The sequence below is a fragment of the Streptomyces sp. NPDC008150 genome (assembly GCF_042956945.1).
In the GTDB taxonomy this organism is placed as follows: domain Bacteria; phylum Actinomycetota; class Actinomycetes; order Streptomycetales; family Streptomycetaceae; genus Streptomyces.
The window spans coordinates 501,806-526,626 of the sequence record NZ_JBIBHJ010000003.1 but is presented as its reverse complement, the minus strand read 5'-3'; the positions used below and the strand labels follow the sequence as shown (position 1 = coordinate 526,626).

General features: G+C 72.4%; 18 protein-coding genes and 5 tRNA genes. 12 read left to right on the top strand and 11 right to left on the bottom strand.

The window, feature by feature from the left end; translation table 11 throughout:
• Nucleotides 1-196: 196 nt before the first annotated feature.
• Both ACFZA0_RS11700 and ACFZA0_RS11695 read right to left on the bottom strand, forming a co-directional pair.
• Nucleotides 197-1,363: a dihydrofolate reductase family protein gene (locus ACFZA0_RS11700; RefSeq protein ID WP_391014383.1), complete on the bottom strand. Its 1,167-nt coding sequence runs from the start codon at nt 1,361-1,363 to the stop codon at nt 197-199.
• Nucleotides 1,364-1,525: 162 nt separating this feature from the next.
• Nucleotides 1,526-2,299, bottom strand: a complete 774-nt coding sequence (locus tag ACFZA0_RS11695) for a helix-turn-helix domain-containing protein (protein WP_391014382.1) — start codon at nt 2,297-2,299, stop codon at nt 1,526-1,528.
• Nucleotides 2,300-2,554: 255 nt separating this feature from the next.
• Here ACFZA0_RS11695 and ACFZA0_RS11690 point away from each other — a divergent pair, with 255 nt between their 5' ends.
• The 3 genes from ACFZA0_RS11690 to ACFZA0_RS11680 all read left to right on the top strand — a co-directional run bounded on the left by ACFZA0_RS11690 (nt 2,555) and on the right by ACFZA0_RS11680 (nt 5,155).
• Nucleotides 2,555-3,217: a DUF4097 family beta strand repeat-containing protein gene (locus ACFZA0_RS11690; RefSeq protein WP_391014380.1), complete on the top strand. Its 663-nt coding sequence runs from the start codon at nt 2,555-2,557 to the stop codon at nt 3,215-3,217.
• An 88-nt stretch (nt 3,218-3,305) separates the two neighbouring features.
• Nucleotides 3,306-4,367, top strand: coding sequence for an ATP-binding cassette domain-containing protein (locus tag ACFZA0_RS11685; protein ID WP_391014378.1), 1,062 nt, complete (start codon nt 3,306-3,308; stop codon nt 4,365-4,367).
• Nucleotides 4,364-5,155, top strand: coding sequence for an ABC transporter permease (locus ACFZA0_RS11680; protein WP_391014376.1), 792 nt, complete (start codon nt 4,364-4,366; stop codon nt 5,153-5,155). Before ACFZA0_RS11685 ends, ACFZA0_RS11680 begins: the two co-directional genes overlap by 4 nt.
• 168 nt (nt 5,156-5,323) lie before the next feature.
• On the opposite strand, the gene ACFZA0_RS11675 is transcribed toward ACFZA0_RS11680, so the two are convergent.
• From ACFZA0_RS11675 to ACFZA0_RS11650, 6 genes are all read right to left on the bottom strand, one after another.
• Complete coding sequence (locus ACFZA0_RS11675) at nt 5,324-5,860, bottom strand: DUF664 domain-containing protein (RefSeq protein ID WP_391014374.1); 537 nt, start codon at nt 5,858-5,860, stop codon at nt 5,324-5,326.
• Nucleotides 5,861-6,193: 333 nt separating this feature from the next.
• A tRNA-Lys gene (locus tag ACFZA0_RS11670) sits at nt 6,194-6,266 on the bottom strand.
• 294 nt (nt 6,267-6,560) lie between these two features.
• Complete coding sequence (locus ACFZA0_RS11665) at nt 6,561-8,042, bottom strand: amino acid permease (protein ID WP_391014442.1); 1,482 nt, start codon at nt 8,040-8,042, stop codon at nt 6,561-6,563.
• 333 nt (nt 8,043-8,375) lie between these two features.
• Nucleotides 8,376-10,730 carry a DEAD/DEAH box helicase gene (locus ACFZA0_RS11660; protein ID WP_391014372.1) on the bottom strand — a complete coding sequence of 785 codons (2,355 nt, stop codon included), beginning with the start codon at nt 10,728-10,730 and terminating at the stop codon, nt 8,376-8,378.
• A gap of 431 nt (nt 10,731-11,161) precedes the next feature.
• A complete protein-coding gene (locus ACFZA0_RS11655; protein ID WP_391014370.1) occupies nt 11,162-11,698 on the bottom strand; it encodes a hypothetical protein in 537 nt (178 codons plus the stop codon).
• Nucleotides 11,699-11,917: 219 nt separating this feature from the next.
• Nucleotides 11,918-12,268: a metallopeptidase family protein gene (locus ACFZA0_RS11650; protein WP_391014369.1), complete on the bottom strand. Its 351-nt coding sequence runs from the start codon at nt 12,266-12,268 to the stop codon at nt 11,918-11,920.
• A gap of 192 nt (nt 12,269-12,460) precedes the next feature.
• Between ACFZA0_RS11650 and ACFZA0_RS11645 the strand changes: the two genes are divergently transcribed.
• The 4 genes from ACFZA0_RS11645 to ACFZA0_RS11630 all read left to right on the top strand — a co-directional run bounded on the left by ACFZA0_RS11645 (nt 12,461) and on the right by ACFZA0_RS11630 (nt 14,549).
• Nucleotides 12,461-14,164 (top strand): metallophosphoesterase, encoded by a 1,704-nt coding sequence (locus ACFZA0_RS11645; protein WP_391014367.1) that lies wholly within the window; start codon nt 12,461-12,463, stop codon nt 14,162-14,164.
• Between the two features lie 92 nt (nt 14,165-14,256).
• Nucleotides 14,257-14,329 (top strand) — tRNA-Glu (locus ACFZA0_RS11640).
• A 46-nt stretch (nt 14,330-14,375) separates the two neighbouring features.
• Nucleotides 14,376-14,450 (top strand) — tRNA-Asp (locus ACFZA0_RS11635).
• A gap of 25 nt (nt 14,451-14,475) precedes the next feature.
• Nucleotides 14,476-14,549: transfer RNA gene (locus tag ACFZA0_RS11630), tRNA-Phe, on the top strand.
• Nucleotides 14,550-14,620: 71 nt separating this feature from the next.
• Here the strand turns inward: ACFZA0_RS11630 and ACFZA0_RS11625 are convergent.
• Entirely contained in the window at nt 14,621-15,691 is a 1,071-nt protein-coding gene (locus ACFZA0_RS11625) for an ABC transporter permease (protein WP_391014365.1), read from the bottom strand.
• A 184-nt stretch (nt 15,692-15,875) separates the two neighbouring features.
• On the opposite strand from ACFZA0_RS11625, the gene hrpA reads away from it, so the two are divergent.
• From hrpA to ACFZA0_RS11610, 3 genes are all read left to right on the top strand, one after another.
• Nucleotides 15,876-19,877 (top strand): ATP-dependent RNA helicase HrpA, encoded by a 4,002-nt coding sequence (gene hrpA, locus ACFZA0_RS11620; protein ID WP_391014364.1) that lies wholly within the window; start codon nt 15,876-15,878, stop codon nt 19,875-19,877.
• Between the two features lie 140 nt (nt 19,878-20,017).
• A tRNA-Asp gene (locus ACFZA0_RS11615) sits at nt 20,018-20,092 on the top strand.
• Nucleotides 20,093-20,415: 323 nt separating this feature from the next.
• Nucleotides 20,416-20,706: a DUF6274 family protein gene (locus ACFZA0_RS11610; protein WP_391014362.1), complete on the top strand. Its 291-nt coding sequence runs from the start codon at nt 20,416-20,418 to the stop codon at nt 20,704-20,706.
• Nucleotides 20,707-21,254: 548 nt separating this feature from the next.
• Here ACFZA0_RS11610 and bldC read toward each other — a convergent pair.
• Both bldC and ACFZA0_RS11600 read right to left on the bottom strand, forming a co-directional pair.
• Nucleotides 21,255-21,461 carry a developmental transcriptional regulator BldC gene (bldC, locus tag ACFZA0_RS11605; RefSeq protein ID WP_003949541.1) on the bottom strand — a complete coding sequence of 69 codons (207 nt, stop codon included), beginning with the start codon at nt 21,459-21,461 and terminating at the stop codon, nt 21,255-21,257.
• A gap of 424 nt (nt 21,462-21,885) precedes the next feature.
• Nucleotides 21,886-22,728 (bottom strand): hypothetical protein, encoded by an 843-nt coding sequence (locus ACFZA0_RS11600; RefSeq protein ID WP_391014360.1) that lies wholly within the window; start codon nt 22,726-22,728, stop codon nt 21,886-21,888.
• Between the two features lie 265 nt (nt 22,729-22,993).
• Here ACFZA0_RS11600 and ACFZA0_RS11595 point away from each other — a divergent pair, with 265 nt between their 5' ends.
• Nucleotides 22,994-24,079: a Glu/Leu/Phe/Val dehydrogenase dimerization domain-containing protein gene (locus ACFZA0_RS11595; protein ID WP_391014359.1), complete on the top strand. Its 1,086-nt coding sequence runs from the start codon at nt 22,994-22,996 to the stop codon at nt 24,077-24,079.
• Between the two features lie 471 nt (nt 24,080-24,550).
• Complete coding sequence (locus ACFZA0_RS11590; RefSeq protein WP_391014357.1) at nt 24,551-24,811, top strand: DUF3073 family protein; 261 nt, start codon at nt 24,551-24,553, stop codon at nt 24,809-24,811.
• Nucleotides 24,812-24,821: the final 10 nt, after the last annotated feature.

Below are 24,821 nucleotides of genomic sequence, written 5' to 3'. Positions count from 1 at the left end.
GCGTGCGGGCGGATCCACGTGAACTCGCCTCCGGCGACGCCCGTTTGGCGAGGGGACCGTGGGCGCCGGGTGGCGGGGCGCGCACGCACCGCACCGTGTCGCACCTCGCCGCGCGCCGTACGTGCGCGTCGGTCGTTCCGTCCGAACGGGCCGCGCTCGCCGCCCGGTTGGCGGACCGCACGGGCCCGCCAGGTCCTCAGCCGTCCGGCAGGAGGTGGCGGTTGGGGGCCTTGGCCCGGTCCTCGTACTCGGGCAGGACGACGACGTCGGTACCGGCGGCCGCCAGCAGTCCGCTGCCGTCGGCGTCCTGGACGAACGTGTCGGGCTCCCACCAGGCCGTCACGACCCGTCGTACGCCCGCGTCGAGGATGAGCCGGGCGCAGGGTGCGGGCCGGGACGCGCGGCGGGCGCACGGCTCCAGGCTGCTGTAGACCGTCGCCGTCGCGAGCCTCGGGTCGGCGGGGTCGGTCTTCGCGAGCGCGGCCTCCTCGGCGTGCACGACCGGATCGTCACCCTCGCGGGAGTGGCCGCGGGCGATCTCGGTGCCGTCCGCGGCGACGACGACCGCGCCCACGCTGAACGCGGTCCGCGAGGGCGGGCACAGCGCGGCCAGTTCGCAGGCGACGCGCATCCAGTGGCGGTCGGCGGGCACCGCCGTCGGGCCGGTGCCGGGCGCGGTGGGCTCGTACCGCGCGAGGACGGTGTCGCCCACGGCCCGCGTCTCCACGAGGCGCAGCCGGCCGCGCCGGTAGCCGCCGGGCCCGAACAGACGCGGCGCGTCCGGCTCCCCCACGAGCAACGGCGTGAGGGCGAGCTGGAGTTCGTCGGCGAGCCCCTGCTGGATAAGCTGCGTGTGGACGAGCCCGCCGCCCTCGACCATGAGCCGCCGCACACCGCGCGCGTCGTGCAGGTGGGTGAGGAGCAGCCCCCAGTCGAGGGTGTCGCCGAGGGGGACGACGTCGGCGGCGACCGGCCCGCCCGGAGTGCCCGGGGTGCGGGAGGCGGCCCCGTGGAGCCGCTTCGCGCCGTCGTCCGTCGTGTAGACGACCTTCTCCCCGCCCGTGTGCCAGATCGCGGCGCCGGGGTCGAGGTCGCCGGAGCCGCTGACCACGACCTTCAGCGGGAACTCCGGCCGTCCCGCGGCGACCCGGGCGGCCCTGCGGGCGGGCGAGTTCACGAGGAGCCGGGGGTTGTCGGCGCGGACGGTGCCGGCGCCGACGAGGATCGCGTCGACGGACGCCCGCACCTCGTCGACCCGCTCGAAGTCCTCGGGCCCGGACAGCCGCAGCCGCTCGGGGCCCGTGTCGTCGAGGTGGCCGTCGAGGGAGACGGCGGCGGACAGCAGGACGTACGGATGGGGCATCGACGCGGTCTCCGTCGGAATCGGGCCGGGGGAGGTGGGGCTTCGGCAGGGGGCACGGGCCGGGACGGACGTGCTCGCGGCGCGGACGGCCCGGTGCGGACAACCGTACGCACGCGCGGCGGCGGACCGCCAAGCACGGGGGTGGCCCGCGCGGCCCGGCCCCTACTCGTCGTCCGTCCGCGGATCCGCGTCGTGCGACGGGGGTGCCGCGGGCACCGGGGGTGCCATGTCGAGGATGTCGCGGGCCTGCTCGGTGGCGCGGGCGAGGCTCTCGGCGACGAAGTCGAGGAAGCGCGCGACGTTCTCCAGGCGCACCGCGGCAGGGCTGCTGGGGCCGAGGACGGCGATGCCCTGCCGGGAGATCTCCGCCTGCTGGGTGAGGGCGCGGACGCTGGCGACCATCGACTGGTACCACAGGCTGTCGTCTATGACGTAGCGCTCCCGGCGGCGTTCGTCGCGCTCCCTGCGCACGAGGGCCTGGCTCTCCAGGAAGGCGATCGACTTGGAGATCGAGGCGGGGCTGACCTGGAGCCGCTTCACGAGTTCGGCGGCGGTCATGCTGCCGGAGTCGCTGGTGACGAGGCTGACCATCACCCGCGCCATCATCTTGTTCGAGAGGCCCGACTGCATCAGCACGGCGATGAACTGCTCCTCGTACTCCGCGACCGCCTCCGGGTCCCGCCCGTGCGGCAGCGCCGCGGCGGTCTGGTCGGCGCCCCGCGACGCGGCCGGCTTGCGCCGGTGCGCGCGGCGCTCGGTGGCGTGGTGGGCCAGGTCGGAGCGGTAGCCGGTGGGGCCCCCGTTGCGCATGACCTCGCGCGTGATCGTCGAGGTCGGACGCTCCAGGCGTCGGGCGATCTCGGCGTAGGGGAGGTTGTCCGCCAGCCCCAGCGCGATCTGCTGACGGTCCTTCTGGGTGAGCCTGCCGCCCGGCATCGCGCCTCCTTGGTGTGGTCGGACGTGGGACGGACGTGACGTCCGCAGCCCGACCATAGCGTTCGCACTCATTCCATTGCAACATTCGCCGCCCCGAAGTTGCGTTACGTTCAGAACCATCGCAACGAATATGTGGCATCCACCTGCACTTACGCAGTTCAGTCGCAACAACACCGTTGCCACACCCGTGAACGCAACGTAGCTTTTCCAATGTCGGAAACACCGACGGCGAGACCACGAGACACGGAGAACACCATGCAGAAGTTCGCCACCACCGCCCCGATCGCCGCCGTCCTCGACGTTCCCGCCGGGCGCGTGCAGATGATCGCCGCCGACCGCACGGACGCCACCGTCGACGTCCGCCCCGCGAACGCCTCGAAGAGCCGCGACGTGAAGGCGGCCGAGCAGACCTCGGTCGAGTACGCGGACGGGGTCCTGCGCATCGCGGTCCCGGCGCGCAACCAGTACATCGGCCCCGCCGGCTCCATCGAGGTGACCGTCCAGCTGCCCGCCGGCTCGCGGGTCGAGGCCAAGGCCGCCGCCACCGAGTTCCGTGCCGTCGGCCGCCTCGGCGACATCGTCTTCGACGGCGCCCACCAGCACATCAAGATCGACGAGGCGGCGAGCCTCCGCCTCACCGCGGTCGACGGCGACATCGAGGTCGGCCGCCTCAACGGCCCCGCGGAGATCAGCACCGCACGCGGTGACATCCGGATCGCCGAGGCCGTGCGCGGCGACGTCGTCCTGAGCACCCGGCAGGGCGACATCACGGTCACCGCCGCCGCCGGTGTCTCCGCCTCCCTGGACGCCGGTACCGCGCTGGGCCGCGTCAGCAACGAGCTGAAGAACGACGGCACCGCCCAGCTCGCCGTGCGGGCGACCACCACCCAGGGCGACATCACCGCCCGCAGCCTCTGACCAGAACCGGCGGCGGGGCCGGACACCACCTCCGGCCCGCCGCCGCCCAGACCCGCTTACCCCTCAACTCCCCCAAGGAGCAGCCCAGATGAGCACCAGCCCGGCCGACTCGGCCAGCCAGGTGAGCCCGGTGAGCACCACCGGCACCGCAAGCCCGGCCGGCGCGGCCATCACGGCCCGCGGACTGCGCAAGTCGTACGGCGACAAGGTCGTGCTCGACGGCATCGACCTGACGGTGCCCGCCGGAACGGTCTTCGCCCTGCTCGGCCCGAACGGCGCCGGCAAGACCACGGCGGTCAAGATCCTCTCCACCCTCATCCGCGCGGACGGCGGCGACCTGAGCGTCGCCGGCCACGACCTCGCCACCGCACCGCAGGCGGTACGGGCCGCGATCGGCGTGACCGGGCAGTTCTCGGCGGTCGACGGGCTGATCACCGGGGAGGAGAACATGCTCCTCATGGCGGACCTGCACCACCTGTCCAAGCGCGAGGGGCGGCGGGTCACCGCCGAACTCCTGGAACACTTCGACCTGTTGGAGGCGGCGAAGAAGCCCGCCGCCGGCTACTCCGGCGGCATGAAGCGCCGCCTGGACATCGCCATGACGCTGGTCGGCAGCCCCCGGATCATCTTCCTCGACGAACCGACCACCGGCCTGGACCCGCGCTCCCGGCACAACATGTGGCAGATCATCCGGGAGTTGGTCGCGGGCGGCGTCACCGTCTTCCTCACCACGCAGTACCTGGAGGAGGCGGACCAGCTCGCCGACCGCATCGCGGTGCTCAACGACGGCAGGATCGTCGCCGAGGGCAGCGCGGGCGAGCTGAAGCGGCTGATCCCCGGCGGACACGTGCGGCTGCGCTTCAACGACCCGGCCGCCTACCAGTCCGCCGCCGACGCCCTGCCCGACGTGGCGGCCCGGGACGACGAGGCGCTGTCGCTGCAGATCGCGAGCGACGGCAGCCAGCGCGAACTGCGGGCGCTGCTCGACCAGTTGGACGCGGCCGGTATCGAGGCCGAGGAACTGACCGTGCACACACCCGACCTCGACGACGTCTTCTTCGCCCTGACGGGCACCACGGTCCCGTCCCAGAACCGGCCCACCGACCCCGCAGCCACCTCCTCCGACTCCCCCAAGGAGAACCTCCGATGAGCGCCCTCTCCCTCGCCGTCCGCGACTCGTCCACGATGCTGCGCCGCAACCTCCTGCACGCCCGGCGCTACCCGTCATTGACCCTGAACCTGCTGCTCACCCCGGTGATGCTGCTGCTGCTCTTCGTCTACATCTTCGGCAACACGATGAGCGCGGGCATCTCCGGCGGCGGGGCGGACCGTTCCGACTACATCGCCTACGTCGTGCCCGGCATCCTGCTGATGACCATCGGCTCCACCGTCATCGGGGCCGCCGTGTCCGTCGCCACGGACATGTCGGAGGGCATCATCGCCCGCTTCCGCACCATGGCCATCCACCGCGGGTCGGTGCTGGTCGGGCACGTGGTCGGCAGCGTGCTCCAGTCGGTCGCCAGCGTGGTCCTGGTCGGCGCCGTCGGAGTGGCCATCGGCTTCCGCTCGACGGACGCCACCGCCCTGGAGTGGCTCGCGGCGTTCGGACTGCTCGTGCTCTTCGCCCTGGCCCTCACCTGGATCGCGGTGGGGATGGGCATGGCCAGCCCGAACGCGGAGGCCGCGAGCAACAGCGCGATGCCGCTGATCCTGCTGCCGCTCATCTCCAGCGCGTTCACCCCGCTCGACGCGATGCCGTCCTGGTTCCGGCCGATCGCGGAGTACCAGCCCTTCACGCCGGCCATCGAGACCCTGCGCGGCCTGCTGCTCGGCACGGAGATCGGGCACAACGGGTGGCTGGCGCTCGGCTGGTGCGTCGTGCTCGCCGCACTCGGCTACCGCTGGTCGACGGCGTCGTTCAACCGCGACCCGAAGTAACCATGGCGAACACGCGGGCCGCACCACCCCGCACCGCACGTCCCACCCGGGGCGGCGCCCACCGGCCACCACGCCGGGGACGCCGCCCCGTCGGCGTTCCACGACAGGAGGCGACGGAACACGACAGGACACGGCCGCGACAGGACACGGCCGCGACCCGGCGGGCGGCTACTCGCCGGTGGTGCCGTCGATCGCCTCGCGGAGCAGGTCCGCGTGGCCGACGTGGCGGGCGTACTCCTCGACCACGTGGAGCAGGACGAACCGCACGTCCGCGTCACCGAACTCCGGGTTGGGCACGATGCGCCCGAGGTCGGCGGTCACGTCCGCGAACACCTGCCGCGACTCCACGCACGCCTTCAGGTAGTCCTCGCGGACGACCGCGGCCGAGGTGGTGTCCGACTCGTCGTACCACTCGCCCCCGTCGGCGGCCGGGTAGGTCCGGTACGGGAAGAAGTGGGGCGCCGTGCCCGCCAACGCCCGCTGGAACCAGGCGCGTTCGACACCCTGGAGGTGGCGCATGAGTCCCAGCAGGGTCAACGCCGACGACCGCAGGGGATGCAGCCGCAGTTGCGCCTCCGAGAGCCCCTCGCACTTCCACAGGAAGGTGGCCCGGTGATGGTCGAGATTCGAGGCGATCACCTCCAGCCACGGGCCCGTTGTCGCACGCGCGGGCCGCACGACCCGCTCAACCACGATCTCACTCACGCCGGAGTCCCCTCACGGTTCGCCGGACCCGTTCGGGTCCGTGCCTGTGCCATGTACGCCGGGAAAGACCGCCGCGAACGCCGGAACTCATCGCCCCGAGCCTCCGAAAGATGACGACACTCCCGGGCGACTGCGACGAGGGCCGTGACCGTCAGCGGCTGATCGAGCGCGGGCGGCCGTGCGCGAGCCATGTGATCGAGAAGGGGCCGGGCGCGGCACCGAACGTGCTGCTTCGCAGCCTTCCGCGCGGGGCACCGCCTCACCGGGCGGCCGGACTCACCGAGAACGGGCGGAGCCCCAGGCCGGTTGACGACTGACCTGGGGCTCCGGAGGTAGGCCCTGTGGGACTCGAACCCACAACCAATGGATTAAAAGTCCACTGCTCTGCCAATTGAGCTAAGGGCCCTGGCGATGTTGCCCACCCGAGCATAGCCGCAGGAACGCGGGACTCCGATCGGGTATCCGGGTCATGGCCCCGTCCGGCGGACGTGCGGGGGCGCGCGGACCGGGACGGGACCGGAGGGATGGGGCGGCAGGGTACGGAACGGGAGCGCCCGCCCCGTTGCGGGGAGCCGGGCCGGAGGCCGGGGCCGCCGGGGGTCCGGGCGACGATGGAACCGGGGCCGGAGGCCGGAGGCCGGGGCGGCGGCGGTCCACGGCCGTGCGGGTGCCGCGGGACCGTCGTCCGGTGCCGGACCGCTCAGGGGTCCAGTGGTTCCGGCGCTCCCGCGCGTGCCGCCTCGCGGGCCCGGGTGCGCTCGTGGTCCGGGTTGAGGAACCAGTGCCGCGCCGAGGCCCACCACCACGTCGCCGCGAAGCCGAGGACGACGAGGACCGCCACCGGCGCGTAGTTGAAGCTGTCCGTGGTGACCGGGGAGACCTGCGGGAGCATGAACAGGATCGTGATGACCACGACCCACACGACCGCGACCACGCCGATCGGCCGCGACCACCGGCCCAGGTGCCACGGACCGCGGGCGAAGTCGTCGCCCCTGCGCAGCCGCAGCAGCGTCGGGATCACGTACGCGATGTAGAGACCGATCACCGCGATCGACGTCACCGCCGCGTACGCCGTGTAGTTGATCAGGTAGGGCAGCCCCAGGAGCAGGGCGCCGAACGCGGCCAGCCAGACCGCCGCGACGGGGGTGCGGGTGCGCGGGCTGACCGTGTGCCACACGTGCGAGAACGGCAGCGCGCCGTCGCGCGAGAAGGCGTAGATCATGCGGCTGTTGGCGGTCACCGAGGCCATCCCGCAGAACAACTGCGCCCCGATGACGACCAGCAGGAGCAGCTTGCCGGTGGTCGCGCCGAGCGCGTCCAGCAGGATCTGCGCGGGCGGCGCGCCCGTCGCCGACTTCAGCTCGCTGTCGTACGACTGGATGGCGTACGTGAAGCCGAGCAGCAGGACGAAGCCGGCGATCCACGACGTCCAGATGGAGCGGACGATGCCCTTCGGGCCGGCCGTGGACGCGTCGTGCGTCTCCTCCGTCATGTGCGCGGAGGCGTCGTACCCGGTGAACGTGTACTGGGCCATCAGCAGGCCGAGGCAGACGACGTAGATCCCGCTGCCCCAGCCGGTGTTGTTCACGAACTCGCCGAAGACGAACGACGTGGACTGGTGCGAGTCGGGGACGAGGGCCAGCGCGCCCACGATCACCGCGACGCCCAGCACGTGCCACCACACGCTGACGCTGTTGAGGATCGCGACGATGCGCACGCCGAAGGTGTTCAGCAGGCCGTGCAGGACGAGGATCGCGGCGAAGAGGAGGACCGTGCGGCCCGGGGTGACCTCGAAGTCGAACTGGAGGTTCAGGTAGGCGCCGAGGAACGACGCGGCGCCGAAGTCGATGCCGGCGGTCACGGCGACCTGGCCGAGCACGTTGAACCAGCCGGTGAACCACGCCCAGGCGGCTGCCGTGCGCCGCGGGGCGAGGCGGTGGGCCCAGAAGTAGAGGCCGGCGGAGGTCGGGTAGGCCGAACAGATTTCGGCCATCGCGAGCCCGACGAACAGCGTCATCAGGCCGACCCCGACCCACCCCCAGGTGATGACCGCGGGGCCGCCGGTGTTCATCCCGAACAGGTAGAGCGTCAGGCAGCCCGAGAGCACGGAGATGATCGTGAACGAGACGGCGTAGTTGGAGAAGGCGGACATGCGGCGGGCGAGGACCTGCGTGTAGCCCATCTCCGCGAGGAGTTCCTCGTCCGAGAGGGCGGACGGCGGCGGCGCGGCCGGCGCCGCGGCCGGAGTTCTGCGCGGTTCGGCGTCCGGTTCTGGTACGGCATCTTGTGTCATGCCCCCAGCGATTCCCTGGTCCGGAGCATGACATGCGCCGCCGGGCGGCCACGTTGGCCGGAACTTTTCCGGCGCCTCCCCGGGCCCAACTCCCTTTGCACGCACGGACGTTGATCACTTCCCGCGGAACGCGGCGACCCCGCCCGGAGGATTCCGGACGGGGTCGTCGTCAGTGCACGTCAGCCGCTCGTCGCGGCATCGGCGGCCAATGCGGCCGGTGCGTCAGCCGTTGCGCTTCCAGCGCGGCTTGTCGTCACGGCGGCCGAAGGAGCCGGTGCCCGTGCCGGTGCCGGTGCGGTCGTCACGACGGCCGTAGGGGCGCTCGTGACCGCCGGCGCGGAAGCCGGGGCGGTCGCCGCCCTGACGGTCGCGGTTGAACGGGCGGTCGCTGCCCCGGTGGCCACCGCGGTCGTCACGGCGGGGGGCCGCGGACCGGTCGTCGCGGCGGAAGCCGCCACGGTCGTCACGGCGGTCGCCGCCGTCGTTGGTGCGCGGGGCGAAGGAACGGCCGCCGCGGTCGTCGCGGCGCTCGAAGGAACGCCCGCCACGGTCACCGTCACGACGGTCGTCGCGGCGGAAACCACTGCCGCCACGGTCGTCACGACGCTCGAACGAACGACCACCGCGGTCGTCGCGGTCGTCGCGGCGGAAACCACTGCCACCGCGGTCGTCACGACGCTCGAACGAACGGCCGCCACGGTCACCGTCACGACGGTCGTCACGGCGGAAACCACTGCCGCCACGGTCGTCACGACGCTCGAACGAACGACCACCGCGGTCACCGCGGTCGTCACGACGGAATCCGCCGCGGTCGCCACCGCGGTCGTCGCGGCGCTCGAAGGAACGCCCGCCACGGTCGCCGTCACGACGGTCGTCACGGCGGAAACCACTGCCGCCACGGTCGTCACGACGCTCGAACGAGGAGGAGGACGTCGCAGCCGCCGGACGCTCGTCGCGCTCGGCGTCCTGGGCGCCCGCCTGCTCCGGCAGCGACACCTCGGCAGCGGCGGCCTGGGCGGCGGCCACGGCCGCCTCCGGGTCCTCGCCCTGCTCGCGCGCGACGCGGGCGACCAGTCGGTCGGCCTCCTCGCGCAGCTCGGTGGCGCGGCGCTGGGCACGCTCCAACTGCTTGGCCAGGTGGGTGACTTCGCGCTCGGCCTGCTGCGCGGCGTTGCCCGCCGACTCGGCCTGCACCTCGGTCATCGACCGGGCGCCGGTGATCTCGGCGACCTCCGGGCTGAAGGTGTCCCCGCCCTGGATCATGTGGCGCGAGGCGTCGACGCCCGCGTCCTCCATGAGGCGGAAGATCTGGCGGCGCTGGTGCGGCAGCGCCAGGGAGACGACCGAACCGGTGCGGCCGGCACGCGCCGTGCGGCCCGCGCGGTGCAGGTAGTCCTTGTGGTCGCCGGCCGGGTCCACGTTGAGGACGAGGTCGATGCCGTCGACGTGGATGCCGCGCGCGGCGACGTCGGTGGCGACGAGGACGTTGACGTAACCGTCCTTGAAGTCGGCCAGCGTCCGGGTGCGGGCGCCCTGGGTCATGCCGCCGTGCAGGGCGTCGGCCTTGACCCCGGAGTCGCGCAGCTGCTCGGCGACGCGGTCGGCGCCGAGCTGGGTGCGCACGAAGATGATGGTGCGGCCCTTGCGGGAGGCGATGGCCGCGGTGACCGGCGCCTTGTCCTTGGGCTTCACGACGAAGATGTGGTGCGACATGGTCGTCACGGCGCCCTGCGCGGCGTCGACCTCGTGCGTCATCGGGTCGGTGAGGTACCGGTCGACGAGGGTGCGGATCTCGTTCTCCATGGTGGCGGAGAAGAGCATGCGCTGGCCGCCGGACGGGACCTGGTCCAGAAGCTCGGTGACCTCGGGCAGGAAGCCCAGGTCCGACATCTGGTCGGCCTCGTCGAGGACGGTGATCTCCACCGACTCCAGCGAGCAGGCGCCGCGGTTGATGATGTCGCGCAGCCGGCCCGGGGTGGCGACGAGGACGTCGACGCCGCGCTCCAAGGCGTAGATCTGGTTGCTCATCGAGGTGCCGCCGCAGACGACCTTCATCTTCAGGCCGAGCACGTCGCCGTACGGCTGAAGGGCGTCGGCCACCTGCATGGCCAGCTCGCGGGTCGGGGTGAGGATGACCGCGCGCGGCTTCTTGCGCTCGGAGCGGCTGCCGGACAGCGTCGCGAGGGTCGGCAGACCGAAGGAGAGGGTCTTGCCGGAGCCGGTGCGGCCGCGGCCCAGGATGTCCTTGCCCTGCAGCGCGTCCGGGATGGTCGCGGCCTGGATCGGGAAGGGGCTGGTGACGCCGTTCTGCGCGAGCTTGCGCACGACGCCCTCGGGCAGACCGAGGTCGGTGAAGGTGAGCTGCGGGGCCTCGTCGGCCTCCGCGGCCTCGGCACCCTCGTGCTCGGCGGTCTCGGCGGCGTCCACCGTCTCGGCGTCCACGGCCGCGACGGCCTCGGCCTCGACGGCCTCGACGACGTCCGAGATGCTCAGGACCTGCTGGTCCTGGGACTGGTCGTTCGGGATGTTCTGGGGGTCCTCGGGCACGACGATGTGGTCAGTGCTGGAAAGGGACATGCGAATGCGAAACCTTCCGGAGTCTCTTCGGCACGCGCCCGTCAACTCCGTGTTTGTTTCGCACAACGACCGCCTCAATGCGGTCAGCCACGGCAAAGGAGAGTACGCGCCCCGCGGCGCGCTCTTAGTGGCGCCGGGCAAATGGGATCAAACGATCTACCACCATACGCACCCATCACCCGTCAAGGCAAACCGAGCACCAAAGTCCAGGTCAACGGGGTCCGTCAACCGGATGGACTCGTTCCGTCACTCCCCGGGAGCCGGTTTTCGCCGGTCACACCGTGGAGGAGCACGAGTGCGTACCCCTTGAGCATGACACCCCGGGCCCCGGAACGACCACCGCTCGCGGGGCAAAGTGACGCGTCAGACACCGCGCCGGGGGCGTGCGCCGACGGCGCCCCGGCCGCGACCCGCGCGCCCGGGGCGTCGCCTCACGCGGGGGTGCCCGCCTCCGGTGCCGGTTCGCGCTGGGCGAGTTGGGGCCCGGAGCCGGTGTCCTCGTGCGCCGAGGACGACGGTTCGGCGGCCGAGGGCGGCGGCTCCGCGGACGGCGGCGGCACGACGACCGGCGGGGCGGGCGGCACGGGGTCGTCGGTCCGCGGCGGGCTCGGCGCCGCCCCCGACGGGGACGGCGCCCCGGGCACCACCGGCCGTCCCGGCCGCGCCCCGGCCGCCGCCGACGCGCTCGACCCGGCCGACGGCGAGGCCGCGGGGGACGCGGGCCGCTCCCCCTTCCTCCCCTTGCCGCGGTGGCCGTGCGGCGCACCGCCCGGGTCGCCGTCGCCGCCCTCCGCGCGGTCCGGGGCGGCGACCCCGCCGTCGGGTGCGTCGCCGCCGCGCTCCGCCGCGGAGTGCGCGGGCCGGGCGGTGCCGCCCCGGGCGTTCTCACCCACGCTCATGCAGCCGGCGGCGGTGGCCACGGCCAGGACCGTGACGGCGAGACGGACGGGTACGTGCAGGGAGGGCACGTGGGCCACCTCCGGGGGCGGGCGTAGGGGGAGTCGTGGTGTCCAACTCCCGTCGCCCGCGCCAGGACACGCGCCGGACCCGGGCGGGCCCGCGACGTCACCCCGGCCCGGGGGACGCGGCACCGCCGCCGGGTACGCGCGTGCCCGTACCCGGACGTCTGCTCGGGCGGGCGGGCCGGTGGGCGGGGAGGCGCGGCCCCGGCCGGGCGGACGGGCGCGTCACCCGTAGCCGAGTGCGTGCAGCCGGGCGTCGTCGATGCCGAAGTGGTGTGCGATCTCGTGGACGACGGTCACCTCCGTCTCCGCGACGACCTCCTCGCGCGACCCGCAGATCCGCAGCGTCGGCATCCGGTAGACGGTGATCCGGTCGGGCAGCACGCCCGCGTACCACTCGCCCCGGTCCGTGAGCGGCGTGCCCTCGTACAGGCCGAGCAGTTCGGGGTCGTCGGCGGGCGGCTCGTCCTCGACGAACACCGCGACGTTGTCCATCAGCCGAGTCAGCTCCGCCGGAATCCGGTCGAGCGCCTCGGCGACCAGTTCCTCGAACTCCTCGCGCGTCATCTCCAGCACGGGCCCCATTGTCCGCCACCCGACGCCCCGACGGGCGCCCACGGACGCATCCGGACACCGGCGCACGCCGCGCGCACGCCGGTGTCGCGCCCCGCCCGGCGGGCACCCGCGCCCGCTGCCCGCACGTACCGGCCCTTCGGCGCGCACCCGCCGCACCGCATGGCGGACCCGCCCGGTGGGCATGTGCGCCGAATGGCCCGCGTCCGCGTCGCAGCCCTGTCCCGCACCGGCACCCGAACCCTGTCCCGCTCCGCGACCCGCGCCGTGCGCCGCCTCCGCGAGGCGGCGCACGGCGGCCGGGGGCGGGCCGGGCGCACGCTGCCCGTGCTCGAACTCGCCCCGCGGCCACGCCTGGCGGCCCGCGCGGCCGGTCTCGTCGCGGTGGTCCTCCTCGGGGCGTGGCTGGGCCTGCTCGCGGTGGGCGACGTGCGCGTGCCGGTCGGCCCGATGGACACCACCATGACGCTGCGCCCGTCCCTCACCGGCGGCACGAAGATCAACGTGCCGCCGCTGGGCGCGCTCCGGCTCGACAGCCACGTCGCGCCCGTACGCCTCGACGTGGACGTCGACCGGCTCGACCCGGAGCGCTCCCAGGCCCTGGTCGACCACCCCGAGCGGCTGTCCGGGCTCCAGGACGAGGTCACCCGCGACGTGGAGCGCGGCACCCTCGACCTCGCGGTGCGGTCCTGCCTGGCCGTGGTCCTCGGCGCGAGCGCGCTCGGCCTCGCGGTCTACCGGCGGCCCCGCCCGGCGCTGACCGCCGGCGGCCTCGCGCTCGCCGTGCTCGCCGTGTCCGGCGCGACGGCCTGGGCCACCTGGAACCCGAAGTCGGTCCTGGAGCCGAAGTTCTCCGGACTGCTCTCCTCCGCCCCCTCGCTGGTCGGCGACGCCCGCAGCATCGTCACCGAATTCGACGTCTACCAGAAGGAGTTGGCGCGCCTGGTGACGAACGTGACGAAGCTCTACGACGTCACGTCCACGCTCCCGGCGTACGCCCCCGACCCGACGACCGTCCGCGTCCTGCACGTCTCGGACATCCACCTGAACCCGGCCGGCTGGAAGATCGTCGCCTCGCTGGTGACGCAGTACAAGATCGACGTGATCGTGGACTCCGGCGACACCATGGACCACGGCTCGGCCGCCGAGAACGCCTTCCTCGACCCGATCCCCGACCTCGGTGCGCCGTACGTGTGGGTGCGCGGCAACCACGACTCGGCGGAGACGCAGAAGTACCTGGAGCACATGAAGAACGTGCACGTCCTGGACGACGGGCACGCCGTGACCGTGGCCGGGCTGCGCTTCGCGGGCATCGGCGACCCGCAGTTCACGCCCGACCGCTCGTCCACGCCGGGCGGCGACGCGGCGGAGGCCCTGGCCGGCGCCCGGCTGGCGTCGGCGCTGCGCGACCAGCGCGCGGCGGGCACGCCCGTCGACATCGCGGTCACCCACGAACCGGCGGCGGCGCGCGGCACGGACGGGGAGGTGCCGCTGGTGCTGGCCGGGCACCTCCACCACGAGGGCATGGAGGTCATGAAGTACGGCACGCGGCTGCGCACCGAGGGCTCGACGGGCGGCAGCGGACTGCGCGCGGTGGAGGGGAAGTACCCGGACCCCATCGAGGCGTCGGTGCTCTACGTCGACCGCGACAGCCGCCGCCTCCAGGCGTGGGACGAGATCAGGCTGGGCGGCCTCGGCCTGACGACGGCGGAGGTGAGCCGCCACCTCCCGAAGGAGAACCTGCCGGGGGCGACGCCGGGCCCGTCGGCCGGCGCGTCCGCGAGCCCGTCCGCGAGCGCGTCGCCGGGCACCCCGCCCGGCGCCCCGGGCACCTCCCCCGGCCCGTCCGGAACCGGCTCCCCGGCGCCGTCCCCGAGCCGGTCGCGCAAGGCTCCCTGACCGGGCCGGGAAACCGTTTTGGCGATACCTCCCGCCATCCCATATGCTTCTCACGTCCCCGACGCGCTGCAAGGCGCTCAGGCGGGCCGATAGCCCTCATCGTCTAGCGGCCTAGGACGCCGCCCTTTCAAGGCGGTAGCACGGGTTCGAATCCCGTTGGGGGTACGCAACACCGTGTGCGACACTGAGTTCCGGTTCGCACACAAAGCTTGGTCCTGTGGAGCAGTTTGGAGTGCTCGCCACCCTGTCAAGGTGGAGGCCGCGGGTTCAAATCCCGTCAGGACCGCTGAGGTTCCCCCGCGGAACCTCGTGGCTGGGTAGCTCAGTTGGTACGAGCGATCGCCTGAAAAGCGATAGGTCGCCGGTTCGACCCCGGCCCCAGCCACAACTCGAAGGTCCCGTCCGACGGACGGGGCCTTCGTCGTGTCCGCCTCTCCGCCGGAGCCCCGGCCGCCCTCATTCCGCCGCGTGCGCAGGGGACTTGGGCCGGCCGCCCGGGTGGCGGTGACGCCAGATCAGGAAGACCGCGCAGGACACGATCGCCCAGGCGGCCAGCACCAGGTACGGCATGATCCGCTGGTGTCCCGCGAAGTACACGGCGGTGTGCTGGGCGTCGACGGAGGCGCCCGGCGGCAGCCAGCGGCCGATGTGGCCGAGCGCCGACGGCAGCAGCGCCCAGGACACGGCGCCGCCCGAGGACGGGTTGCCCAGGAGGACCATCAGGCCCCAGGTCGGGATCATCGCCCAGCGCCCGACGAGGGTGTTGAACATCGTGAAGACCATCCCGGACGCGAACATCGTGAGCGCCAGGATCATCCAGGAGTGCACGAACGGCAGGTGCAGCGCGCCCAGCAGCCAGTCCACCACCGCGGCGATGACGAACCCGCCCAGCAGCGCGTAGACGACGGTGAACGCGATGCGCTCCAGGGGGTTCAGCCCGCGCGCGTGCACGCTGAGCTGGATGGCGCCGACGAAGCCGATGATCACGGCGGCGAGCGAGATGTAGAAGATGGCCAGGCCCCGGGGGTCGCCCTTCTGGAGCGGGTTGAGGTCCCGCACCGTAACGGCGACCCCCGTGGCCTTGCCGACCTGCGGGGCGGCCTGTTCCAGCACCTCGGCGACGGAGGCACCGGACGCCCCGGAGACGTCGAAGGTGACGGCCCTGCCGTTCTCCCGCACCTCGAAGACGGCGAACACCTTCTGCTCGTCCACGGCGGTGACGGCGGCCTGTCGGTCGGGGTAGACGCGCAGCTTCAGCGAGGCGTCCAGCGCCTTCTCCATACCGGCGACGAACCGGTCCGCCTGCGCCTGGTCGTACGTGCCGACGACGGCGGTCGGGATCGTGTGCGGGGTCGGGTTGGCCATGGCGTACGTGTAGGACCCGGCGAACAGGCCCGCCGCGGCGGCGAGGATCAGCACCAGCACGCTGGCGGGCAGGAACGGCGACTCGCGGAAGGCGTTCCAGCGCTCCCGCCCGGTGGGCGACCGGCCGTGGACCCCGTGCGGCACCTGCGGCGACTCGGACATAAGGGTCACGCTAGATGACCTCGGCGGCCCCCGCCCCGGGCGGCGTCCGTCCGGGGCACGGACCCGCCGGGGCGGGGAGAGGGCGCCCGGACCGGCGGGAACGGACGGCGGCCGGACGCGCCCCGGTCCCGGTGGGCAAAAGCGTTCGCCACCCGTTTCGCCGAGGTGAGATCCTGGACGGCGTATGTCTACGCACCCTGCCCCCGCATTCGGCCCGCTGGCCGCCCGCCTGACCGAGCTGTCGCTGCGCGACGAGCACCGGCTCGGGCGCAGGCTCGACGGCGCGCGCCGCATCCGCAAGCCGGAGGCCCGCGCGGCCGTCGTCGCCGAGATCGAGGCGGAGACCGCCAGGGCCGAGGCCCGGATGGCCGAGCGGCGTGCCCGCGTGCCGGCCGTCTCGTACCCCGAGCAGCTTCCGGTCAGCCAGAAGAAGGACGACATCGCCGCGGCCATCCGCGACCACCAGGTCGTGATCGTCGCCGGTGAGACCGGGTCCGGCAAGACCACGCAGATCCCGAAGATCTGCATGGAGCTGGGGCGCGGCGTGCGGGGCATGATCGGGCACACCCAGCCCCGCCGGATCGCCGCCCGCACGGTCGCGGAACGCGTGGCGGACGAGCTGGACACGCCGCTGGGCGAGGCCGTGGGCTGGAAGGTCCGGTTCACCGACCAGGTGAGCCCCGAGGCGACCTTCGTGAAGCTGATGACGGACGGCATCCTGCTCGCCGAGATCCAGACGGACCGCGAGCTGCGCGCCTACGACACGATCATCATCGACGAGGCCCACGAGCGGTCCCTCAACATCGACTTCCTGCTCGGCTACCTGGCCCAACTGCTGCCCAGGCGGCCGGACCTGAAGGTCGTCATCACCTCGGCGACCATCGACCCGGAGCGCTTCTCCCGGCACTTCGGCGACGCCCCGATCGTCGAGGTCAGCGGGCGCACCTTCCCGGTGGAGGTGCGGTACCGGCCGCTGCTCGAAGAGGACTCCGACGACGCCGACCGCGACCAGATCACCGCGATCGGCGACGCCGTCGAGGAGCTGATGGCGGAGGGCAAGGGCGACATCCTGGTCTTCCTGTCCGGCGAGCGCGAGATCCGGGACACCGCGGACGCGCTGACGAAGAAGCAGTACCGGTTCACGGAGATCGTGCCGCTGTACGCGCGCCTCTCGCACGCCGAGCAGCACCGGGTGTTCCAGCAGCACACCGGCCGCCGGATCGTGCTCGCGACGAACGTCGCCGAGACGTCGCTGACGGTGCCCGGCATCAAGTACGTCATCGACCCGGGCTTCGCCCGCATCTCGCGCTACAGCCACCGCACCAAGGTGCAGCGGCTGCCGATCGAGGCGGTGTCGCAGGCCAGCGCGAACCAGCGCAAGGGCCGCTGCGGCCGTACGTCGGACGGCATCTGCGTCCGGCTGTACTCCGAGGACGACTTCCTCGCGCGCCCGGAGTTCACCGACGCGGAGATCCTGCGCACCAACCTGGCGTCCGTCATCCTCCAGATGACCGCGGCCGGGCTCGGCGACATCGAGAAGTTCCCCTTCATCGACCCGCCGGACCACCGCAACATCCGTGACGGTGTCCAACTCCTTCAGGAACTGGGCGCGTTGGACCCGGCGCAGAAGGACGTCCGCAAGCGTCTGACGGACACCGGGCGCAAGCTGGCGCAGCTGCCCGTCGACCCGCGCCTGGCCCGCATGGTCCTGGAGGCCGACCGCAACGGCTGCGCGCGCGAGGTGATGGTGATCGCCGCCGCGCTGTCCATCCAGGACCCGCGCGAGCGCCCCGCCGAGAAGCAGGCGCAGGCCGACCAGCAGCACGCCCGGTTCCGCGACGAGACCAGCGACTTCCTCGCCTTCCTCAACCTGTGGCGCTACGTGCGCGAGCAGCAGAAGGAGCGCGGCTCCTCGTCGTTCCGCCGGATGTGCAAGCAGGAGTACCTGAACTTCCTGCGCATCCGCGAATGGCAGGACATCTACACCCAACTGCGCACGGTGGCACGGCAGATGGGCGTCCAGCTCAACGAGGACGACGCCCCCGCCGACCGGGTGCACGTCTCGCTGCTCGCGGGCCTGCTGTCGCACATCGGCATGAAGGACGTGAAGGACAGCAAGACCTCGGGCACCGACAGCGCCAAGTCGGCCGGGCGCGAGGGTGCCCGCGGCGGTGGCCGCAACGAGTATCTGGGCGCCCGCAACGCCAAGTTCGCGATCTTCCCGGGCTCGGCGCTGTTCAAGAAGCCGCCGCAGTTCGTGATGTCGGCGGAGCTGGTGGAGACGTCCCGGCTGTGGGCGCGCGTCAACGCCCGCATCGACCCCGAGTGGGTCGAGCCGCTGGCCGGCCACCTCCTCAAGCGCACGTACAGCGAACCGCACTGGGAGAAGGACCAGGCGGCCGTGATGGCCTTCGAGAAGGTCACGCTGTACGGCGTCCCGATCGTCGCGCACCGCAAGGTCAACTACGGCCGCATCGACGCCGAGGCCTCGCGCGAGCTGTTCATCCGCAACGCCCTGGTGGAGGGCGACTGGCGCACGCACCACAAGTTCTTCGCGGACAACCGCCGGCTGCTCACCGAGGTCGAGGAGCTGGAGCACCGCGCGCGGCGCCGCAACATCCTCGTCGACGACGAGACGCTGTACGACTTCTACGACCAGCGGGTGCCCGAACACGTCGTGTCCGGCGCCCACTTCGACTCGTGGTGGAAGCACAAGCGGCACGAGCAGCCCGACTTCCTCGACTTCGAGCGCGAGATGCTCATCCGCGAGTCGGCCGAGGCGGTCACCAAGGACGACTACCCCGACTCGTGGCGGCAGGGCCCGCTGAAGTTCCGGGTGACCTACCAGTTCGAGCCGGGCGCGGACGCCGACGGCGTGACCGTGCACATCCCGCTCCAGGTCCTCAACCAGGTCACGGACGAGGGCTTCGACTGGCAGATCCCGGGCCTGCGCGAGGAGTTGGTCACCGAGCTGATCCGCTCGCTGCCCAAGCCGGTGCGCCGCAACTACGTGCCCGCGCCCAACTTCGCGAAGCGGTTCCTGGCGACCGCGGCCCCGCTCCAGGAGCCGCTGACGGTCACCATGGCACGCGAACTGAAGCGCATGGTCGGCGTGCCCTTCGACGCGGAGGACTTCGACGAGTCGAAGGTCCCCGACCACCTGAAGATCACCTTCAGGATCGTCGACGAGCGGCGCCGCAAGGTCGACGAGGACAAGGACCTGGAGGTGCTGCGGCAGCGGCTGCGCCCGAAGGCCCGCAAGGCGATCTCGCAGGCCGCCGCGGCCACCGCCGAGCGCGAGGGCGGCACCTCGCTGGAGCGCACGGGCCTGACCGACTGGACGATCGGCTCGCTGACCCGCGTCTTCGAGACCCGCCGCGCCGGCCAGCCGGTGAAGGCCTACCCGGCGCTGGTCGACGACGGCGACACCGTCTCCGTACGGCTCTTCGACACGGAGGCCGAGCAGGCGCAGGCGATGTGGCGCGGCACGCGCCGGCTGATCCTGCGCAACATCCCGGTCAACCCGGCGAAGTTCGCGTCCGACAAGCTCACCAACGCGCAGAAGCTCGCCCTGTCCGCGAACCCGCACGGCACGATCCAGGCGCTGTTCGACGACTGCGCCATGGCCGCCGCCGACAAGCTGATCGGCGACTTCGGCGGCCCGGTGTGGGACGAGGAGTCGTACCGCAAGCTGTACGAGCGGGTGCGCGCGGAGATCGTCGACACGACCGTCCGCGCCGTCGGGCAGGTGCAGCAGGTCCTCGCCGCCTGGCAGGCCTGTGAGCGCCGTCTGAAGGGGGTGCGCAGCCCCGCGCTGCTCGCGAATCTGGCGGACGTCCGCGCCCAGCTCGACGCCCTCGTGCGGCCCGGTTTCGTCACGGCGACCGGGATACGGCGGCTGCCCGACCTGATGCGCTACCTCGTGGCCGCCGACCGGCGCCTCCAGCAGATGCCGACGGCCGTGCAGCGGGACACCGCCCGCATGGAGAAGGTCCACGAGATGCGGGACGAGTACGCGTGGCTGCTCGAACAGCTTCCGCAGGGGCGCCCGGTGCCGCAGCAGGTGCTGGACGTCCGCTGGATGATCGAGGAGCTGCGGGTCAGCTACTTCGCCCACGCGCTGGGCACCGCGTACCCGGTCTCCGACAAGCGGATCGTGAAGGCGATCGACGCGCTCGCGCCGTAGGAACGGCCCCCGGAAACCGTGACGAGCCCTTCACCCTGGGTGAGTTCGACCGGGGCCCCACCCCTCCTGTATTGTCCTTCTCGCAGCGCACCGCACTGCGGGGCCGGACTTCCGGCACCGGCGGTTGAGCCGCAAAGCCTGGTCCTGTGGAGCAGTTTGGAGTGCTCGCCACCCTGTCAAGGTGGAGGCCGCGGGTTCAAATCCCGTCAGGACCGCATCAGTCGAGAGGCCCGCTTCCCTTCGGGGAAGCGGGCCTCTCGCATTCCCGCCCCGCGCGCGCTCTTCCGCCCGCGGCCTCCCCAACTCCTTCACGGCGCACCGCCGTTCCGCCCGAACGCCCCACGACGGGCCCCCGTCGCCCCGTACGCCCACTCCCGCCCCCCGCCGCGCGCCGCAACGCCCCCGGTGCCTCCGGCGCGCCCCCGGGGCCGGGCGGCCGGTCCGGCCCGTGTCCGGCCGAGGCGGTCTTGACGGCATCGCCGGCCGTCGGTACCCACGAGAGTGGGCCCGTTCCCCGTACCGCTCACGGAGGTGGCGCATGGCCGAACCGACGAGGCACGAGACACGGGCACTGCTCCGCGCTCACCTGGCGGCCGCCGCCTCGTCCTACGGCCACCGGACCCGCCACTGTCCCGTCTGCCACCACCTGTTGCGGATGGTGACGGACGCGCCGCCGCGGGCCGCGGAGGGGCCGCGGGAGGACGAAGGGCACGCCGGGCACGAGGAGTTCGACGAGCGACCCGAGCCGTCCCACGGCGGCCGGACGGCCGTGCGGCCCGCCGACGGGACCGCACGGCCCGGCAAGGACGAAAGTCCCTCCCCCGCGTGACCGTCGGCGGCATCCGCCGCCCTCGCGCCGTGCGACGCTGGAAGCCGGAACTCCTCTAGCGCACCGGAGTCCGGGGCAACAAGACAGCCGGGGTGTGACGGGTGTCACCGCATGAGTTTTGAAAAGGGCGGTATTTACCCCCGTCCTACAACTGGTCAATTTAATATGTGCAATTGCACTCGCCCGGAGGATGGTCCGGACCACTCCGCAGGGCCGGCCCACAGGAGATCCGACAGGCCTCCCCAGACTCCGACAAGGCCGCGCACAGGCCCGCCCGCGACCGGCCGGAACCGCGCGGACCGCGTCGCGCGGAGCCCAACTCCCGCCCGCCGGGGGCGATCCGCGGGCCATCCGCACCAGGGCATGAAAAATCGCGCCGGACCCGGCGGAGTCCGGCGCGATCGACGACGCACCCAGTCATGTGTCTGAAAAGCTCGGGCGGGGGCTCCGTTGGGGCAGAGCCCGCGTCGTGTGGCGCTGTGGTGTGGGGTCCTCGACGGTTTGGGGGAGCCGCCGATTCATCCGGTCATGCGGTACTACGCGTACTTTCAGGCCTCGCTGCGCTGCTGGGGGATGCCCGCGAGCAACGCACGGACCTCCGCCTCGCGGTAGCGGCGGTGCCCGCCGAGCGTACGAATCGACGTGAGCTTGCCGGCCTTCGCCCACCGCGTGACTGTCTTGGGGTCGACGCGGAACATGGTGGCGACCTCAGCCGGGGTCAGCAGCGGCTCGGCATCAGGGGTGCGAGCGGTCATGAGCGGCCTCCTCGGGAGAACCGACGTTCTCGGTTCTTTCCTCTAAATTCTGCACCTTGACCCGCGTTGCCCGAAATGGCGGACGCGGGTCGAGTCGGTTATAGGACGAACGGCTTGTCCTCGGCACTACAACTACACCATCTGTCCAGCCACGTCGGCCAAACCGATGGAATTGCCCTCCCAGGTGTCCAACGGCGACGGAAGCCGATGGACCATGCCATAGCGGACAGTCACACCACTGTGACGATCAGTCACAGGACGATCGGGAGTCACCAGACCCCCCAAAGCACACATTGCATAAATATCCACCCACAACGGGTCGGACAGAGTCCTCCCCGGACTCCTTGTCCTATTTTGGCATGAGGAGGGGCAAGCGGCGCAAGGGCCGCGTAAGTGTGCTCCGTCACCCGCGGGCGGCAGAAGGTCAGTTCGCGGAACGCCGGTCCCGCACCGCGCGCCAGCGCCGCGCCAGCCGTCCGTACGCCTCGCCCGCGGCGGCCCCGTCCCCCTCGCGCAGCGCCCTGATGCTCTCGGCGACGTCCGCCGCCGAGTGGTCGTCCTCCAGGTCGTCGGCCGGCAGCACGTGCACCAGGCCGCCGTAGTCCACCTCGACCAGGGACCGCGGGTGGAACTCCTCCAGCCAGCGGCCCACGTCTACCAGGCCGTCGGTCAGCGGCCCCTCGTCGACCGTCTCCTTCAGCGTCCGCAGCGCCCGCGCCACCCGGCGCCGGGCCTGCACCATCGGCGTGCGGTAGCGCAGCACGCCCGGGTCGTCGCCCGACCCCTTGTCGTACTCGCGCTCCTCGTCGGCCACCAGCACGAACCAGTCGAGCGGCACCTGCCAGGTCGCGGTGCGGATCCAGGGGCGGGCGTCCGGGTTGCGCGCGAGCCACCGCTCGTAGTCGAGGGACGCCTGCCGCCTGACGAGCGGGGGCAGCACCGCGTCCAGCACCGGGGCGGGCAGCTCCTCCGCGAGGTCGTCCAGCGCCAGCCAGCCGCGCAGCCGGGTGCGCCACGGGCAGACGCAGACCACGCCCTCCACGTCGAGCACGAACGCGTCGCCGCTCTCGTGCACCGGCACCGCGACCGGCGGGGTGGGCAGCAGGTCGGCCAGCGCCCGGCGCAGTTCGTCCTGACTGGAGGGAAGCCGGGGGCGCCGCGCGTACCGCTCCCAGTGGGCGCGCTCCGGCTCCGGGAAGGCCGCCAGCGGTTCGTAGACGCGCAGGTAGGTCGCGTAGGGAACGGTCACCGAGGACACCTTGGGCACGCCTGCTCCCTCCCCATCGGGCTCGTCGCGCAACCCGCCCGGCGCCGGATCGGCCGTGGCCGGCCCCGGGGGGCACGGCCCGCGTACGGACGGGAAACCACAGGGAATCGTCCCACGCGCGGGTCCGCGCGCACCGCGCGGGAGGGTGATCCTCGGCACTGATCGGATGACGGTCCGTCGGAGGCCATAGTCTCGGTCCACGGACTCCCACCATCCGCATGGGAGCCTGATCCCAACCGCCGCTAGATACCGGGGAGTCACCACCGTGACCGACGTTGCCGACGGCGTCCTGCACACCCTGTTCCGGTCCGACCGGGGAGGCCATGAGCAGGTCGTGCTCTGCCAGGACCGCGCCAGCGGTCTGAAGGCCGTCATCGCCATCCACAGCACCGCCCTGGGCCCCGCCCTGGGCGGCACGCGCTTCTACCCGTACGCGACCGAGGAGGACGCCGTCGCCGACGCGCTCAACCTCGCCCGCGGGATGTCCTACAAGAACGCCATGGCCGGCCTCGACCACGGTGGCGGCAAGGCCGTCATCATCGGCGACCCGGAGGTCCACAAGAGCGAGGAACTGCTGCTCGCCTACGGGCGGTTCGTGGCCTCGCTCGGCGGCCGGTACGTGACCGCCTGCGACGTCGGCACCTACGTGGCCGACATGGACGTGGTGGCGCGCGAGTGCCGCTGGACCACCGGCCGCTCCCCGGAGAACGGGGGCGCGGGCGACTCGTCGGTGCTCACCGCGTTCGGGGTGTACCAGGGCATGCGGGCCAGCGCCGAGCACCTGTGGGGCGACCCGTCGCTGCGCGACCGCACGGTGGGCATCGCCGGCGTGGGCAAGGTCGGGCACCACCTGGTGGAGCACCTGCTGGCGGACGGCGCCCGCGTGGTGATCACCGACGTACGGCAGGACGCGGTCCGGCGCGTGGCCGACGCGCACCCCGGCGTCCGCGTCGTCGCCGACACGGAGTCGCTGATCCGCGTGGAGGGCCTCGACATCTACGCCCCGTGCGCGCTCGGCGGCGCCCTCGACGACACCACTGTCCCCGTGCTCACCGCGAAGGTGGTGTGCGGCGCGGCCAACAACCAGCTCGCGCACCCGGGCGTCGAGAAGGACCTCGCCGACCGCGGGATCCTGTACGCCCCCGACTACGTGGTGAACGCGGGCGGCGTGATCCAGGTGGCGGACGAGCTGCACGGCTTCGACTTCGAGCGGTGCCGCGCGAAGGCCGCCCGTATCTACGACACGACGCTGGAGATCTTCGCACGTGCGAAGCAGGACGGTGTTCCGCCGGCCGCCGCGGCCGACCGGATCGCCGAGCAGCGCATGGCCGAGGCCCGCGCGACCCGCTGAGCCCCGGTCCCGGGCCCCCGCGTCCGCCGACCGCCGCGCGCCCCGCCCGGGGCGCGCGGCGGTCCGTGCGGTGCGGACGGCGGGGCGCGGGGCACCGGCCGGGGCCGACCCCGGGAGCACCCCGGTGACACAGGGGTGACATCGCGCCGTCCGGCGACCGAATTCCGGCTTCCGCCGGCCCGCCGGGCATGCGCCGCGGGCCGAAAAAGTACCGACGCTTGGAGAGAACTCTCACTTCCAGTGGCGGGTCGCGCGCCGATAAGTGGTTAAAATCGCGATTGACCAGCGAGGACGGGGCACCTCGCAGGTCCTGTGCACACGCGCGTGCTGCGGGCGACGTACCGTATGGGCGTGGGCTCAGGTACCGTGGAAGCCCTACGGACCGGTCTCTCCACGGAGAGTCCGTTCCGGATCATGAACGCGTGTCAAGACTCTGGGGCCGTCGAGCCCCGTCGTTGAGGGGGTCGAGCCATGGGGCGCGGCCGGGCCAAGGCCAAGCAGACGAAGGTCGCCCGCCAGCTGAAGTACAACAGCGGTGGGACGGATCTCTCACGCCTGGCCGAGGAGCTGGGCGCATCGCCGTCGAATCCGCCGCCACCGCCTACTACAGGTGGCGAGCGGTTCGAAGACGATGAGCAAGACGACGACCTGTATTCACGGTACGCCGACCTCTACGAGGACGACGACGCGGATCAGGACGGCAATTCCTCGCAACAGCGTCGCGGCGCTTGACCCGTCGCTG